Raw genomic sequence first — 15,661 nt, forward strand, 5'->3', positions numbered from 1 at the left:
TGCTGAAACAAGTTCAGCGATGCTCAAAGTTACTTCACATCATTCATAATGAATTACTGCTTGGTCACTCTAAGACTTGGCATTGCTGCCTTGATATTCTGTTGCCACCGAAGTGGCTGATATCGTCTTGTGAGTGCCCACACAGATTGTCTGATAAATTGTTAAAGAGCAGTGCCGCCGTTCGCAATGAATCTTATGCGGCGCGGGAGGTGCATAATACGCTTTCCCGCTGAAGAGTCAAGAGTTTTTTCTTTCGAAGTCATTCTTTTCTCTACCTAACCCGGCGACTTGGTTCTCGTTAGAGGAGTCGTTGTTCCCGGTCAGTGGAGGCGCATTATAGGGAGTTCTCAGAAGGCCGCAACCCCTATTTTTAAAAAACTTTTCTGACCGCTGAATGTTTAATCAAAAGACGTTTAAAGCGGCAACTCTTGAATACTTTTGAAGCCATATGATTGCAAAACAGGCAGCAGCTCTGCGGCTTGTGCGTCGAGCTTAATGCAGTAAGCAATGCTTTCTATTTCTATTCCGTCTTTTTTTTCGGGTATCGCGGTAAAAGCCGTCTCAATTAGCCAGTGTGCACGACGTGCAATGGCCGATCCTGAGTCAATCATCCGCGTTCCATCAGGTAATACCTGTGACAGCTCTTCGCTGAGCAGTGGAAAATGAGTACATCCCAAGACAACCGTGTCCGGTGGTTCGCGAAGTTTGAGCCAGGGTTGCAGGATTTTCTTTAATAGAGGACGTGAAACTTCTTCGCCGTGCAGTTTAGCTTCGGCCAATTCCACCAGCTCCGCAGAACCCAGCATCAGAATCTTGCAGTCTGTGGCAAAGCGAGCAACCAGGTCATGCGTATAAGGGCGCTGAACCGTTGCGCGAGTTGCCAGTAATCCGACAACACCGTTGCGGGTTAATTTGGCGGCGGGCTTAATCGCCGGCACCACGCCAACAACTGGGCAGGCAAACTTCGCCCTTAATGCAGGCAGAGAAACGGTGCTCGCCGTATTGCAGGCAATGATGATGATAGAAAGGGGATGACGCTTCGCCACGGCGCTCACTATTTCAAGCACGCGTTCGACGATAAACTCTTCCGACTTCTCCCCATAGGGAAACGCCACGTTATCGAAAGCATATATATAGTGCAGGTCCGGCATTAGCTGTCGGACCTCATGATAAACCGATAACCCGCCGACGCCAGAGTCAAACACCAGCGCCGTCGGGCGAGCCGGTACTAAGGCATTATCAGAAGGTATAGCTTCCAGAGAGGAAATACTCACGTCCTGGTGTTGCGTAGCCATATGCCGTCTCATAGTCTTTATCAAAGAGGTTGGCAATTCTAGCACGAACGGTTAGATGGGAAGTAACAGGATAAGAGGCTGCCAGATCCCAAAGGCTAACACCACCCAGCTTCACGGTTTGATAGGTGTTGTAGTCCGTATCATAACGCTCACCGAGATAATGATAAGTGACAGCCCAGTCAATCTGTTCAACCTGCCAGTCCAGCTCATATTTAACCTGTTGTTTGGCGCGACGTAGCAGAATTGCATTGGTCTGGGCATTACGAGCATCAACGTAATCATAAGAAAGCTGATGGCTAAATGGACCGGTATCAAAGGATGCCGTCGCCTCTACGCCTTTAATCTTGGCTTCACCGATATTGTAGTAACGATAAGTCGCCGGATCGCTATCAATCAGGTTGGTAATTTCATTCTTGTATCCACCCACGCGCCAGGTTACCGGACCGGTCAGCCCCTCAAACGCGCCTTCCCACTGTTTACTTTCTTCAGGCTTAAGATTTGTATTGCCGTAGTATTGACTATAAACCTGCCCCAAATTCGGTGCCTTAAAGGCTGTACCGTAAGATGCGATAAAGCGATAACCGTCGATAAACTCGTACGCGGCGCTGCTTTGCCAGGTGGTGTGCTGGCCAAACTGCGAGTTATCGTCGCTGCGAACGGCACCTTCAAGCGTTACCGGACCAAACAGCTGCTGGGTCGTGGCATAAACGCCGGTATCGCGCTGCTCATAACCCTCACTCAGATAGTTAGTACCCGGCGTGGTGGTTTGCTTCTGCCAATCAAGGCCTCCGCTCACCGTGCCGTGCCACGCCTGTAGGGTATTGCCCCACTGAACGTTATATTGCTGAACATCATCCAGGGTCGCCGAAGGATCGTATTGACCATAGCGCGGATCGAAGTTGTAGGTTTTGCTATGGGTATAGCTACCAATCAGCTGAGTCGCATAAATACCTTCTTTATAACGCAGGCCCGTATCCCAGGTCTGATTATAAAGCTGTTGAGTATCGAGCAATGGGTTACCCGGCGTGTAATATCCGTCATAGGCCGTTCTATTATCGAAGCCGTAACCGCGAATGAAACCACTGATGCTTTCATTGAAGTTATGCAGAATAGAACCGTACAAGGTTCTACTCATAAATCCGTCGCGGTCCTGCTGTGACTGCGCGCCGGTATTGCCATTGGCGACCACATCGTAGCCGTGGGTATACGTATAGTTTCCGGCAAACGTTCCTACGGTATCATCACCCAACTTCTGCTGAGTGGAGGCGTCATATGATTGATAACCGTTTGAGCCGATACCCGCCGTTATTGTGCTGCCCAGCTTATTACGCGTAGTAATAATGTTAACGACGCCGCCGATCGCGTCCGAACCGTATACTGCGGAAGAAGGCCCACGGATATATTCAATCTTCTGCACCAGCGAAATTGGAATTTGGCTTAAATCCGATGACCCCGAAATTCCCGCCTGATTTAAGCGAATGCCGTCGATGAGAATTAATACATGGCTGGAATTGGTGCCGCGAATAAACATCGAGCTTTGTTGCCCCAACCCACCATTCTGCGCAATGTCGACACCCGGCAGGCGGCGCATTACGTCAGTCAGAGACTTGGATTGCCAGCGGTCTATTTGGTCACGAGTAACAATAGTCGTCGGTGCCAGCACGGTAGAAATAGGTTGCGGGAAACGGTTAGCCGTTACGACCATATTATCGCTATTGTCTGTCGATGAATTACTGTCTTGCGCCCAGCCCGAAAAAGCTGTGACGGAGAGAACCGTCAACAGCACATGCTTTTTAATTGTCATAGAAACGCGCATCCGAACTTAATAAAGGATGCCGCAGAAACTCACGATCACTTTCGCGGTGACGGTGAAAAATGCGACGTAATTCAGGCAGGTCTTCGGGCTTGGGATCCGTTGTTTTCATCGAGAATAGAAACAACGCCGGGCGATAACTTCCCATCCTTATAATAAGGACAGTGTTTGCATTGTTGTTTTGTGGATGAATCGTAATGCACTCGCCGTGCTTTCCCCATACCGCTGCGCGACAGCTCCGGATTCACACCGGATTCCCTTTTAACTCAACGATGGAGGCCTGAGATTAATCCTACGATCAACCTATTTGGAAATCTAGACTGCCGTAGCGATGAAGCAAACTAAATACGACAAAACTGGACATCATCATGACATTCCCTACAATCACCGGGCAAAACGCCTCATAATCCTTAAAGTTCGCCCATTGATTAGCCGTAAGACGAGAAAATAGATGACGCCAGAAAACTTGCCCATTGAACAATATGACGACCAACTGGCGGAAAAGACCGCCCGTCTCACGGCGCTGATGTCGCCATTTAATGCGCCAGAGGCCGAAGTCTTCCGTTCTCCCGTTAGCCATTATCGTATGCGAGCCGAGTTTCGGGTGTGGCACGATGAAGGCGACCTTTACCACATCATGTTCGATCAGCAGACTAAGGCCCGCATTCGCGTCGACAAATTCCCTGCTGCAAGCGAACTGATTAATCGCCTGATGCCGGTCCTGCTCGAGGCCGTGAAGGCTGAGCCTGCGCTGCGCCACAAGCTGTTCCAGATTGATTATCTTTCTACCCGCAGCGGTAAAATCATTGCCTCCCTGCTCTATCACCGCAAGCTTGATGACGCATGGCAGCAGGCGGCGACCGCGCTGCGCGACCAGCTTCGCCATGACGGTTTCGACGTGCAGTTGATTGGTCGCGCGGCGAAAACCAAGATTATGCTCGATCAAGACTATATAGATGAGGTTCTGCCGGTGGCGGGACGTGACATGATTTATCGTCAGGTGGAGAACAGCTTTACCCAGCCCAACGCCGCCATGAACATTCATATGCTGGAGTGGGCGTTAGAGATCACCACCGGCTCGCAGGGCGATCTGCTTGAGCTATACTGCGGTAACGGCAATTTCTCACTGGCGCTGGCCCGTAACTTTAACCGCGTGCTGGCCACTGAAATTGCCAAACCGTCCGTTGCCGCCGCGCAGTACAACATCGCCGCCAACAATATCGATAATGTGCAGATCATTCGCATGGCCGCCGAAGATTTTACTCAGGCGATGAATGGCGTACGCGAGTTCCGCCGTTTAGAAGGGGTGGACCTGAAAAGCTATGATTGTGAGACTATTTTTGTCGATCCACCGCGCAGCGGCCTGGATGATGACACGGTTAAAATGGTTCAGGCATATTCACGCATCCTTTATATCTCCTGCAATCCAGAAACGCTGTGCGCCAATCTAGAAACACTGCAGCAGACGCATCGCGTCACCCGTTTAGCGCTGTTCGACCAATTCCCCTATACCCATCACATGGAGTGCGGCGTTTTACTCGAACGCATAAGCGCTTAAAACGACAAAGGGCAGTCCAATGGGCTGCCCTTTTACTATCTTGCTCGCAAACTTATGCGTTGTCGGCTTTACGTTTTTTCAAACGATAGCCAATCCAGAACACCAACACCACGCAAATTACCGACGGTAAAAAGTTGGAGCCAAGCTGCGGATATTCGGCGCGCACAATGGTGCTATACAACAACAGGCCGAGCACAAAACAGGCAGCGGCAAGTTTCGGCATCCCGAAAGGCATTTCGCACTTCTGGTAACGTAGGTGTAAACAGTACACCGCCAGCACCAGCGCAATAATCGGGAAGATAGAAAAAGCCACAACCGAACTGAATAAAGCATCAAATGAGCCGTTAATTGATAATCCGGCAATCAGAGCCAAGACCAGGGTGCCATTATCCTGGCGAGGTTGTTCTGTCATCTTCTAACCCTCTTTTATCCTTTGCGAGTAAAATGTCCGCCGTTCTTTCTTGCTGGCGGCGATACCAATAATAGGCGCCTTTGGAGATCATTCGCAGCTGCAATACCAACCGCTCTTCAAGCTGGCGACGCTGGGCAATATCAACGTCCAACGCTTCTGCGCCGGCGTTAAAAACGATAATAACCATGGCTTCAGCCTGCGCTTCGGTAAAACTGCGCGGCATATGATTTTCGAGCTGCAAATAGTCGGCAAGTTCCGCAATAAAATGCTGAATTTCTCGCGCCACGGCGGCACGGAAAGCGGCAGACGTCCCGGATCGTTCACGTAGCAGCAGACGGAAGGCGTTGGGATTATTGCCGATAAATTCCATAAAGGTTGAAACCGAGGTGCGGATCACACTGCCGCCTTTGGCAATGCGCTGGCGAGCCTGGCGCATTAGCTGGCGAAGCATCAAACCACTTTCATCGACCATTGTCAGTCCCAGTTCATCCACATCACGAAAATGCCGGTAAAAAGACGTGGGTGCGATACCCGCTTCGCGCGAGACCTCACGCAGGCTTAAACTGGCGAAACTGCGCTCCGCGCTTAGTTGGCTAAAGGCCGCCTCAATCAGCGAGCGACGTGTACGCTCTTTTTGTTGTGCTCTTACGCCCATGACCTTCATCCGATAGTGTCAACCTACTCATTCGCCTGAATTCACATCACTATACCAAATTTTTGTGCAACGACCGTTATACTAAGTTCAGCATAAAGTTCTTCTGAATGTTGCTGCATTCCCACGAATAGATAACCTATCGTTGGGAAATTAGGTCTATGATGTTACATTCTCGTTGTGTTTTTGTATAAAAATAGGTTCCTTATCCATGCAACAGAACTATCATTTTGATGCCATTATAATTGGCTCAGGCCCTGGCGGTGAAGGTGCTTCCATGGGTCTGGTTAAACAAGGCGCCAGAGTGGCTGTTATCGAACGCTATAATAACGTCGGTGGCGGTTGTACACACTGGGGCACTATTCCTTCAAAAGCGCTACGTCACGCAGTCAGCAGAATCATCGAGTTCAACCAGAATCCGCTTTATAGCGACGGTTCTCGCGCCATGAGCTCGACCTTTCCGCAAATTCTGCGTCATGCAGATTCTGTCATTAACCAGCAAACCCGCATGCGTGAAGGCTTTTACGAGCGCAATCAGTGCAAACTTTTTGCCGGTGATGCCAGCTTCGTTGATGCAAATACAATTTCAGTAACCTATGCTGACGGTTCACAAGACTTTGTCACCGCAGAACATATTGTTATTGCCTGTGGTTCGCGCCCTTATCGCCCTGCCGGTGTCGACTTTACCCACCCACGCATTTACGACAGCGACCTGATCCTCGGATTGGAACATGAACCGCGCCACGTCATTATCTACGGTGCAGGGGTCATTGGCTGTGAGTACGCCTCCATTTTCCGCGGACTAAACGTTAAAGTTGACCTAATAAACACCCGCGATCGTCTGTTGGCGTTCCTCGACCAGGAAATGTCCGACGCGCTCTCTTACCACTTCTGGAATAACGGCGTTGTTATTCGCCACAATGAGGAATTTGAGCGCATCGAAGGCCTGGACGACGGCGTTATCATGCACCTTAAATCGGGCAAAAAGGTTAAAGCTGATGCGCTGCTGTTTGCCAACGGCCGCACCGGTAATACCGATTCGCTGGGTCTGGAAAACATTGGTCTGGAAGCCGACAGCCGTGGCCTGTTAAAGGTCAACAGCATGTATCAGACTGCGCTGCCGCATATTTATGCAGTGGGTGACGTCGTGGGTTATCCGAGCCTGGCTTCTGCCGCTTACGACCAGGGCCGTATTGCCGCACAGGCAATGATTCAGGGCGAAACCAAAGTTCATCTGATTGAAAATATTCCTACTGGTATTTACACCATTCCGGAGATTAGCTCCGTGGGTAAAACCGAGCAGGAATTAACAGCGATGAAAGTGCCTTACGAAGTAGGCCGCGCGCAGTTTAAACACCTCGCACGTGCACAAATCGCGGGCATGAACGTCGGGAGTTTAAAACTTCTGTTCCACAGAGATACCAAACAAATTCTTGGTATTCACTGCTTTGGTGAACGTGCTGCCGAGATTATTCATATCGGTCAGGCGATCATGGAACAAAAAGGGGCGGGAAATACCATCGAGTATTTCGTTAATACCACCTTTAACTATCCGACGATGGCAGAGGCCTATCGCGTTGCAGCATTGAACGGCTTAAACCGGCTTTTTTAACGCCAGTGCATCCATATAAGTTTGCATGTGCGTTTTAATCGCTTCGGCTAGCTGTTCATAGCGACCGCGAAGTGGGGAACCGGGGCGATACACCAGAGCAATGGTGCGCTTCGGTTCCGGCTTGTCACAGCCCAGATACGTGACGCCATCTCGGCTGCGCTCACGCGGTACGGCCAAAGAAGGCAAAAGCGTAATTCCACTGCCCGCCGCCACCATGTTACGCAGCGTTTCGAGACTGGTTGCGCGAAAATGCGTATCTTCGTCTGCACCCGCCTGGAAGCAAAATCCTAACGCCTGATCACGCAGGCAGTGCCCGTCTTCAAGCATCAACAATTTTTCACCCGCCAGATCAGCCATCGCGACTTTGTCACGCGATGCCCAATGATGATCGTCATAAATTGCCAGTTTCATCGGCTCATCAAACAGCGGAACCTCGATAAAGGCCTCACTCTCTTTCACCAGCGCCAAAATAGCACAGTCAAGCTTGCCGCTGTCGAGCTGGGCCAACAGTTGTTGGGTCTGCGCTTCATGCAGATACATTTCCAGTTTGGGAAATGTTTTATGCAAGGTGGGAATAATCTGCGGCAGCAGGTAAGGCCCAACGGTGGGAATAAGCCCGATATGCAGCGGACCGGACATCGCCTCACCCTGCTGGCTGGCCATCTCCTTCAACACTTTCACTTCACGCAGTACCGTACGCGCCTGATCCACCAGCAGCAAACCCGCCTGAGTAAACAGCACTTTGCGACTGGTTCTTTCCAGCAGCATGACACCCAGTTCATCTTCCAGCTTGCGGATTTGACCGCTCAGCGTCGGTTGGCTGACGTGGCAAGAATCGGCAGCGCGACGGAAATGCCGAAATTCAGCCAGCGCGACCAGGTATTCTAAATCACGTATATTCATGGTTTCTCCCTTGTGCAGTCCGCACATTCGATAGTCAGTAGCGATAGATAAGATAGCAATCAACGATTATATCTATCAAGCTGAATCGTTAATAATGTCCCACATCGAAGCGGTAACGCCGTTAAGAGAAATTTTATTAAATAGTAATTAAGAGGTTATGCATGTTTTCAAGCCGTGAAGGAAAAACCGTACCACAAGTCACGTTCCATACTCGTCAGGGCGATCAGTGGGTTGATACCACCAGCGATGACCTGTTTAAAAATAAAACTGTGATCCTGTTTTCTCTGCCAGGCGCGTTTACACCAACCTGCTCATCAAGCCACCTGCCGCGTTATAACGAACTGGCCGGGGTGTTTAAACAACACGGCGTAGACAGTATTCTATGCGTTTCTGTTAACGATACTTTCGTGATGAACGCCTGGAAAGCCGAACAAAATGCCGCCAACATTACCTTCATTCCTGACGGTAACGGCGAGTTCACCAAAGGTATGGATATGTTGGTCGAGAAAGCCGACCTGGGCTTTGGCCCACGCTCATGGCGCTACTCCATGCTGGTACGTAACGGTGTGGTAGAGAAAATGTTTGTCGAGCCAAACAAGCCGGGTGACCCATTTGAAGTGTCGGATGCCGACACCATGCTTAAATATCTGGCACCAGAACATAAAGTACAGGAATCCGTTTCTGTATTTACCAAACCGGGCTGCCCTTACTGCTCTAAAGCCAAACAGATGCTGCAGGACCGCGGCATTCAGTATGAAGAGGTTGTACTGGGTAAAGACGCAACAACCGTCAGCCTGCGTGCAGTCAGCGGTCGCTCAACAGTGCCGCAAGTATTCATCGGTGGTCGCCACATCGGGGGAAGCGACGATCTGGAGCAGTTCTTTGCAGCCTGATTCTAAATCAGACCGATAAGATTCAGAACGCCTTAGCAAAATAAGAAAGTCGTGTATGAACAGTTAGCGGGCCGAAAGGCCCGCTTTTTTTATCGCTGCGTTTCTGGAGCGTCGGTTAGGCTAGACGCGCCTTCGCTTCGCGGATTGCTAAGGCAACCTGCTCAGGCGCCACGCCACCTTTGGCATTACGTTTGTCCAGGCACGACTGCAGCGCAAGAATCGGATAAACGTCGTCGCCAATCGCGGCGCTGAATTTCTGCAAATCGACCAGCGGCAAGGCTTCCAGCGCTTTACCCTGACGAATGGCCTCAACCACCGCTTCACCCACAATGTGGTGTGCTTCACGGAAAGCCACGCCTTTAGCCACTAAATAGTCGGCCAATTCGGTAGAGTTTGCGTAACCCTGCTCAGCCGCTTCTTTACAGCGTGGACGTTTAACCTGGATACCATCAAGCACCAGCGCTGCCATTTGCAGGCAGTCCATCCAGGTATCGAGCGCGTCAAACAGCCCTTCTTTATCTTCCTGCATGTCTTTGTTATACGCCAGTGGCAGACCTTTCAGCGTCATCATCATGCCGGTTAGCGCACCCTGAACGCGGCCACACTTACCGCGGATAAGCTCAAGTGCATCTGGGTTTTTCTTCTGCGGCATCAGCGAAGAGCCGGAGGTCACGCGGTCGGACAGGTCAACAAAACCCGCCTCACCGGTGTTGAAGAAAATCAAGTCTTCTGCAAAACGCGACAGGTGAACCATGCTGATTGAGGCGTTCGACAGCAGTTCAAGAATGTGGTCACGGTCGGAAACGCTGTCGAGGCTGTTACGGGTTGCCGAAGCAAAGCCCAGCCAGCCGGCCAGCTGTTCGCGATCGATAGGGTAAGCTGTACCTGCCAACGCGCCACTGCCCAATGGGCTAACGTCGAGACGGGTCAGTGTATCTTGCAAACGACTTTCATCACGGGCCAGCATTTCTACATACGCCAGACACCAGTGGGCAAACGTCACCGGCTGTGCGCGCTGCAGGTGCGTATAACCCGGCATCACTGCATCCTGATTAGCCTCAGCGGTTTCTACCAGCGCTTGCTGGAGCTGTTTTAGTGCCAACTGCAGTTCAACAACCTGCGTTTTACACCACAGTTTGATATCTGTTGCCACCTGGTCGTTACGGCTGCGGCCAGTGTGCAACTTTTTGCCCAGATTGCCGACTTTGTCGATAAGTTTCTGCTCAACCCAGCTGTGAATATCTTCCGCATCACTTTCGAGAATGGCACGAGGATTAGCACGAACCTCTTCGAGCAGCACGTTCAGTGCCGCTTCAAGCTCCAGCTGTTCATCTGCGGTCAGTACGTTTACGGTGACCAGCGCTTTCGACCAGGCAACCGAGCCCACGATGTCCTGCTCAGCCAGTCGATAGTCAAACCGCAGTGAGTCATTGAGTTCTTTGAAACGCTGATCTGCAGCCTGACTAAAGCGTCCGCCCCATAATGCCATGATAATGCTCCCGACTTTGCATGCTTAAGAAGTGATATTTGAAGAGTTGATTCAGGCGTGCGAGGTGCCTCGCACGCCTGATGTAACGCATAGTATTTGTAAACAATGCCAATGAACGGCGCTGACTTTACTTCTTGGCAGCGTTCAGGGCACGGATGCGTGAAGAGAGCGAGAACAGACGAATGAAACCGCCAGCGTGGCTGTGGTCGTACACTTCGTCTTCACCAAAGGTTGCAAACTCTTCAGAGTACATGCTGTTAGGTGATTTTTTCTGAATAGCGGTGGCAGTACCTTTGTAAAGCTTGACCACCACTTCACCGTTAACGTCTTGCGCCAATGAGTCAGCTGCGGCCTGAATAGACTCACGCAGTGGAGCGAACCAACGTCCGTCGTACACCACGTAAGACATTTCCTGACCCAGCTGCTCACGCCATTTGAAGCTGTCACGGTCCAGAACCAACTGCTCAACGCCGCGCAGCGCAGCCATCATGATGGTGCCGCCCGGGGTTTCGTAGCAGCCGCGAGACTTGATGCCTACCAAACGGTTTTCAACGATATCGATACGACCCACGCCGTGTTTAACACCCAGCGCATTCAGAGCATCAAGGCATTTGAACGGGCTCAGTTCCTGGCCGTTAACCCCAACAACCTCGCCTTTCACTACCTTAAGGGTCACCAGCTCGGCTTCGTCCGGTGCATCTTCAGGCGCAACGGTCCAGGCCCAGCAGTCTTTGTTTGGTGCATTCCACGGGCTTTCAAGTACGCCGCCTTCGGTGGAGATGTGCCATGCGTTTTCGTCACGGCTGTAGATTTTTTCCAGAGACGCGGTGGTCTTGATATTACGCTCTTTCAGGTAGTCAAGCAGGGCTTCACGAGAACGCAGGTCCCACTCACGCCACGGTGCCACAACTTTCAGATGCGGAGCGAGCGCGGTGTAGGTGGTTTCGAAACGAACCTGGTCGTTACCTTTACCGGTCGCACCGTGACACACGGCGTCTGCCCCGACTTTCAGTGCCAGCTCAACCTGTGCTTTGGCAATCAGTGGGCGCGCCATTGAGGTGCCCAGCAGATAAGTCCCTTCGTACAGTGCACCGCTTTTCAGCACCGGGTAAACGTAGTCTTTGATAAATTCTTCACGCAGGTCAACCACGTGACATTCAGAAGCACCGGTATCTAGCGCTTTTTGCTCGATACCTTCCAGGTCTGCCTGGTCCTGACCGATGTTGGCCACGAATGCCACCACTTCACAGTTACCATAGTTCTCTTTCAGCCATGGAATGATCGCTGAAGTATCCAGACCGCCTGAATAAGCCAGAACAATTTTGCTGATGCCTTGAGTTGCTGCCATGATAATTTCCTTAAATATCTGATTTCGCGACGCTGTTTATCAACCGTATAGACGCCGCGCTTTTAATAAAATAGTGAGTTATGCCTGAATACGCGTGCCGATCGCGACACCATTAAAGAGCGCGGGCAACTGCTCGGCATGACGCCAGCTGGCGATATCGACCGGACGGCCTAACGTACGCGCCGCATCCAGAGCCGCATGCACTTTAACAATCATGCCGTCGGTGATAATGCCTTGCTCAATCATCTCTTCCGCTCGTGCTGCGGTCATTTCAGGTACACGTTGCCCTTTACCGTCCAGAATGCCGCTCACGTCGGAGAGCAGAATCAGGTCGGCGCCGAGCGTTGCCGCCAGCGCGGTTGCAGCCTGGTCGGCGTTAACGTTCATCAATGCACCTTCGGCAGTAATGCCGATAGAGCTAACGATAGGCAGATAACCCGCCGCGGTCAGTGTGTTAATCAGCGCTGGAGAACCGGCTTCTGCTTTACCCACAAAACCCAGTTCCTCGCTCAGCTGAGTCACGCTAACGGAACCGCCGTCGGCCAGAGAGAGACCAACCGCATTAATGTTATTTTTCACCGCCCAGGACAGCAGCGTCTTGTTGGCGCTACCGGCCAGTGCACCGGTAATGATGTCAATTTGGTCGGCAGGCGTAACGCGCAGGCCGGACTTTTTGACGACCGGCAGATTGAGGCGCTTCATCAGCTCATCAACCAGATAACCGCCGCCGTGAACAATCACCAGAGGGCGTTGAAATTCCTGACGATAAGCGACCAGCGCATTGAAAAGGCGCTCCAGCGCTTCTTCATTGTCCAGCAATACGCCGCCTAATTTTATGACCAATGGATTCATACTGTTCACGCCTCAAAGTCTCTCCCTGCGCATGTGAAGCTGCCGCGCCGAGAGTTAAATGGATGTTTAATCTACCATCCCTGAGGCTATCAAGAAACGCTCAAAGAAAGGTGTTTTATAAAATTAACAATGCGAAAGTTATCTCACGCATTGCCAACTAATTCAGCTGGTTATACCAGTGAGGTGGCTTCAGGGAAACCAAAGCGCAGGTTCAGACACTGTACCGCCTGAGCCGATGCACCTTTCAGCAGGTTATCTTCCGCTGCCACGATAATGACGTGCTCACCCTGCACCGCATAGCCAATGTCGCAGAACGGCAGGCCGACAACGTTTTTCAGCGCTGGCATGCCTTTGTCGTACAGACGGACCAGCGGCTTGCTGGCATAGGCGCTTTGGAAGGCCTCGGCAACCTGCTCTGCACTGACGCCCGGCTTCAGACGACAAGTAATAGTGGCCAGAATCCCGCGCGGGAAACTGCCCAGGTGCGGGGTGAAAATCACCGGCGTGCCGAGGTGGGTCGATATTTCCGGATGATGACGATGATTGAAAATGCCGTAAGCATGCAGGCTGACTTCACAGAAGCTGGTACCGAGGCTGGCTTTGCGCCCCGCGCCGCTCACGCCGCTGGTCGCGTTGATAACTGGCCATTGGTCCTGATTCAGCAGCTGTTTTTCAAGCAGTGGTTTAATTGCCAACTGGGCCGCCGTCGGGTAACAACCCGGCACCGCAACCAGCTGCGCATCTTTTAGTTTATCGGCCTGCCATTCCGCCAGACCATAAACGGCCTTGTCGAGCCAGTCCTGATGCTGATGTTCAAAACCATAGAATTGAGTGTAAAACGCAGGGTCTTTAACACGAAACGCACCAGACAGGTCAAACACGACACAACCGGCCGCCAGGAACTGCGGTGCCAGATCATGGCTGACTTCATGCGCGGTGGCTAAAAAAACAACGTCTACGCCTTTTGCCGCTTCGACAACATTTTCCAGAGGCAAAACAGGCAGATCGACGATGCCCTTCAACTGCGGGTGCAAATCGGAAAGCAATTTCCCTGCATCTGCACTTTGCGCTGAAACCGTTAAACCGGTTATGTTCATATGTGGGTGACGATTGAGGTAGAGCGCGAGTTCAGCTCCAGCATAACCGGTTGCACCAACAATCAGCGTATTCAACATGGACTCAGTTCACCTTCTTTTAAAAAAATAGAGGGCTCACTGCGTTTTTTACGCCAGAAACCCGCGAAATTCAGCCTGTTCGTTCTTTTTATCTACATTCGGAAACCTGCGTGTTTTTAGGGTTTCCTTACGAACCGGCTTAATGTATTTTTATTCACATTAAATGCATGAATATTTATATTACCCTAACCAAAGGCTGTCAACAGTGAAGATGAAATTACCTCCATTTATTGAGCTATACCGTGCGTTAATCGCCACGCCATCGATCAGTGCCACCGACAGCGCATTGGATCAAAGCAATGAAACCCTAATCAACTTGCTGGCAGGCTGGTTTACCGATTTAGGCTTCAAGGTCGAAATTCAGCCGGTACCCAATACGCGTAATAAATTCAACATGCTGGCCAGCATTGGTGAAGGTGCCGGTGGCCTGCTGCTGGCGGGCCATACCGATACCGTGCCTTTCGACGACGGACGCTGGACGCGCGACCCCTTTACCCTTACCGAGCATGAAAATAGGCTTTACGGACTGGGCACTGCCGACATGAAAGGCTTTTTTGCTTTTATTCTCGATGCACTGCGCGATATTGATACTGAGAAGCTGGGCAAACCGCTGTATATTTTGGCCACCGCTGACGAAGAGACCACCATGGCCGGTGCCAGCTATTTTGCCAAGACCTCCACTATTCGTCCTGACTGTGCAATTATCGGTGAGCCAACCTCGCTTAAGCCGGTGCGCGCCCACAAGGGTCATATTTCCAATGCCATCCGCATTACCGGCCAATCGGGGCACTCAAGCGATCCGGGTCGCGGTATCAACGCCATCGAGCTGATGCACGACTCTATCACCCACCTGATGGGCTTGCGCAATACGCTAAAAGAACGCTACAACCACAGCGGTTTCGCCATTCCTTATCCCACTATGAACTTCGGGCATATTAACGGCGGTGACGCAGCCAACCGCATTTGCGCCTGCTGTGAACTGCATATGGATATTCGCCCACTGCCGGGCCTGACACTGTCGGATTTGGACGATTTACTCAACGAGACGCTGGAACCTGTCAGCAGCCGCTGGCCGGGCCGTTTGACGATTGAAGCGCTGCATCCGCCGATCCCGGGATACGAATGCCCACCGGACCACCGTCTGGTGCAAGTGGTTGAAAAACTGCTGGGCACTGAAACTGAAATTGTTAACTACTGCACCGAAGCACCGTTTATTCAGGAGCTTTGCCCAACGCTGGTGTTAGGCCCGGGTTCTATCGATCAGGCTCACCAGCCGGATGAGTACATTGATACCGCCTTTATCAAACCAACGCGTGAGTTGATCGCTCAGGTTGTGCACCACTTCTGCCACCACTGAGTGCGCGGGCGCCACCCTCTCACTGTTAATGGGATGTAACAAAAGAAGGGCATCATGCAATGCCCTTTGATATTGTACAAACAGGCCAATTAGCCGCACTAATAACCCACCGGCTGTAATTAAATTTCAGCCTGATTCCTCGATTCAGCTAATTTCTAATGAGAAGAATAGGGTTTTTGCGGTAAGTTCCTACAGTACTGAAATTGAACTACCGAGATTTGCCATGAAGGCGAGCTAGACAGAGGCGAATGCGCCTTACGGGTGAAAGTTATTTACAAGACATAAAAAATCAAACAAGAAAC

General features: G+C 51.3%; 13 protein-coding genes and 1 riboswitch. Of the genes, 4 read left to right on the forward strand and 9 right to left on the reverse strand.

All coding sequences use genetic code 11. The features are described from left to right. Positions 1 to 413: 413 nt before the first annotated feature. Together murI and btuB are read right to left on the reverse strand one after the other, a co-directional pair. Complete coding sequence (murI, locus tag GA565_RS00440; protein ID WP_152196939.1) at positions 414 to 1,295, reverse strand: glutamate racemase; 882 nt, start codon at positions 1,293 to 1,295, stop codon at positions 414 to 416. After that, on the reverse strand, positions 1,240 to 3,099 hold the full coding sequence (gene btuB / locus GA565_RS00445; RefSeq protein WP_152196940.1) for a TonB-dependent vitamin B12 receptor BtuB: 1,860 nt from the start codon (positions 3,097 to 3,099) through the stop codon (positions 1,240 to 1,242). Before btuB ends, murI begins: the two co-directional genes overlap by 56 nt. 68 nt (positions 3,100 to 3,167) lie before the next feature. Beyond that, positions 3,168 to 3,407: riboswitch (cobalamin riboswitch) on the reverse strand. Positions 3,408 to 3,559: 152 nt separating this feature from the next. Between btuB and trmA the strand changes: the two genes are divergently transcribed. Continuing rightward, on the forward strand, positions 3,560 to 4,666 hold the full coding sequence (gene trmA / locus GA565_RS00450) for a tRNA (uridine(54)-C5)-methyltransferase TrmA (RefSeq protein ID WP_152196941.1): 1,107 nt from the start codon (positions 3,560 to 3,562) through the stop codon (positions 4,664 to 4,666). 52 nt (positions 4,667 to 4,718) lie between these two features. On the opposite strand, the gene GA565_RS00455 is transcribed toward trmA, so the two are convergent. Then, positions 4,719 to 5,078: a YijD family membrane protein gene (locus GA565_RS00455; RefSeq protein ID WP_055773633.1), complete on the reverse strand. Its 360-nt coding sequence runs from the start codon at positions 5,076 to 5,078 to the stop codon at positions 4,719 to 4,721. After that, positions 5,053 to 5,733: an HTH-type transcriptional repressor FabR gene (fabR, locus tag GA565_RS00460; protein ID WP_055773642.1), complete on the reverse strand. Its 681-nt coding sequence runs from the start codon at positions 5,731 to 5,733 to the stop codon at positions 5,053 to 5,055. The genes GA565_RS00455 and fabR overlap by 26 nt, the downstream gene beginning before the upstream one ends. 208 nt (positions 5,734 to 5,941) lie before the next feature. Between fabR and sthA the strand changes: the two genes are divergently transcribed. Then, positions 5,942 to 7,342 (forward strand): Si-specific NAD(P)(+) transhydrogenase, encoded by a 1,401-nt coding sequence (sthA, locus tag GA565_RS00465; protein ID WP_152196942.1) that lies wholly within the window; start codon positions 5,942 to 5,944, stop codon positions 7,340 to 7,342. Here sthA and oxyR read toward each other — a convergent pair. After that, a complete protein-coding gene (gene oxyR, locus GA565_RS00470; RefSeq protein WP_152196943.1) occupies positions 7,325 to 8,245 on the reverse strand; it encodes a DNA-binding transcriptional regulator OxyR in 921 nt (306 codons plus the stop codon). The two genes, sthA and oxyR, sit on opposite strands and share 18 nt — an antisense overlap. 161 nt (positions 8,246 to 8,406) lie before the next feature. Between oxyR and GA565_RS00475 the strand changes: the two genes are divergently transcribed. Next, on the forward strand, positions 8,407 to 9,138 hold the full coding sequence (locus GA565_RS00475) for a glutathione peroxidase (protein ID WP_152196944.1): 732 nt from the start codon (positions 8,407 to 8,409) through the stop codon (positions 9,136 to 9,138). A 115-nt stretch (positions 9,139 to 9,253) separates the two neighbouring features. On the opposite strand, the gene argH is transcribed toward GA565_RS00475, so the two are convergent. From argH to argC, 4 genes are all read right to left on the reverse strand, one after another. Continuing rightward, a complete protein-coding gene (gene argH / locus GA565_RS00480) occupies positions 9,254 to 10,627 on the reverse strand; it encodes an argininosuccinate lyase (RefSeq protein WP_055773629.1) in 1,374 nt (457 codons plus the stop codon). Positions 10,628 to 10,754: 127 nt separating this feature from the next. Next, a complete protein-coding gene (locus GA565_RS00485) occupies positions 10,755 to 11,975 on the reverse strand; it encodes an argininosuccinate synthase (RefSeq protein WP_055773628.1) in 1,221 nt (406 codons plus the stop codon). A gap of 78 nt (positions 11,976 to 12,053) precedes the next feature. Beyond that, positions 12,054 to 12,827, reverse strand: coding sequence for an acetylglutamate kinase (gene argB, locus GA565_RS00490; protein ID WP_152196945.1), 774 nt, complete (start codon positions 12,825 to 12,827; stop codon positions 12,054 to 12,056). Positions 12,828 to 12,997: 170 nt separating this feature from the next. Continuing rightward, positions 12,998 to 14,002: an N-acetyl-gamma-glutamyl-phosphate reductase gene (gene argC / locus GA565_RS00495; protein WP_152196946.1), complete on the reverse strand. Its 1,005-nt coding sequence runs from the start codon at positions 14,000 to 14,002 to the stop codon at positions 12,998 to 13,000. A gap of 205 nt (positions 14,003 to 14,207) precedes the next feature. Between argC and argE the strand changes: the two genes are divergently transcribed. Beyond that, positions 14,208 to 15,359 (forward strand): acetylornithine deacetylase, encoded by a 1,152-nt coding sequence (argE, locus tag GA565_RS00500; RefSeq protein WP_055773625.1) that lies wholly within the window; start codon positions 14,208 to 14,210, stop codon positions 15,357 to 15,359. Positions 15,360 to 15,661: the final 302 nt, after the last annotated feature.

It is taken from the genome of Rouxiella sp. S1S-2, from assembly GCF_009208105.1.
Classification (GTDB): domain Bacteria; phylum Pseudomonadota; class Gammaproteobacteria; order Enterobacterales; family Enterobacteriaceae; genus Rouxiella.

What these genes read in the sequence shown, in the direction of transcription:
- argC (WP_152196946.1), bottom strand. Translation starts at nt 14,002, where the DNA reads ATGTTGAATACGCTGATTGTTGGTGCAACCGGTTATGCTGGAGCTGAA.
- sthA (WP_152196942.1), top strand. Translation starts at nt 5,942, where the DNA reads ATGCAACAGAACTATCATTTTGATGCCATTATAATTGGCTCAGGCCCT.
- trmA (WP_152196941.1), top strand. Translation starts at nt 3,560, where the DNA reads ATGACGCCAGAAAACTTGCCCATTGAACAATATGACGACCAACTGGCG.
- GA565_RS00475 (WP_152196944.1), top strand. Translation starts at nt 8,407, where the DNA reads ATGTTTTCAAGCCGTGAAGGAAAAACCGTACCACAAGTCACGTTCCAT.
- argH (WP_055773629.1), bottom strand. Translation starts at nt 10,627, where the DNA reads ATGGCATTATGGGGCGGACGCTTTAGTCAGGCTGCAGATCAGCGTTTC.
- argB (WP_152196945.1), bottom strand. Translation starts at nt 12,827, where the DNA reads ATGAATCCATTGGTCATAAAATTAGGCGGCGTATTGCTGGACAATGAA.
- btuB (WP_152196940.1), bottom strand. Translation starts at nt 3,099, where the DNA reads ATGACAATTAAAAAGCATGTGCTGTTGACGGTTCTCTCCGTCACAGCT.
- murI (WP_152196939.1), bottom strand. Translation starts at nt 1,295, where the DNA reads ATGGCTACGCAACACCAGGACGTGAGTATTTCCTCTCTGGAAGCTATA.
- fabR (WP_055773642.1), bottom strand. Translation starts at nt 5,733, where the DNA reads ATGGGCGTAAGAGCACAACAAAAAGAGCGTACACGTCGCTCGCTGATT.
- GA565_RS00455 (WP_055773633.1), bottom strand. Translation starts at nt 5,078, where the DNA reads ATGACAGAACAACCTCGCCAGGATAATGGCACCCTGGTCTTGGCTCTG.
- GA565_RS00485 (WP_055773628.1), bottom strand. Translation starts at nt 11,975, where the DNA reads ATGGCAGCAACTCAAGGCATCAGCAAAATTGTTCTGGCTTATTCAGGC.
- oxyR (WP_152196943.1), bottom strand. Translation starts at nt 8,245, where the DNA reads ATGAATATACGTGATTTAGAATACCTGGTCGCGCTGGCTGAATTTCGG.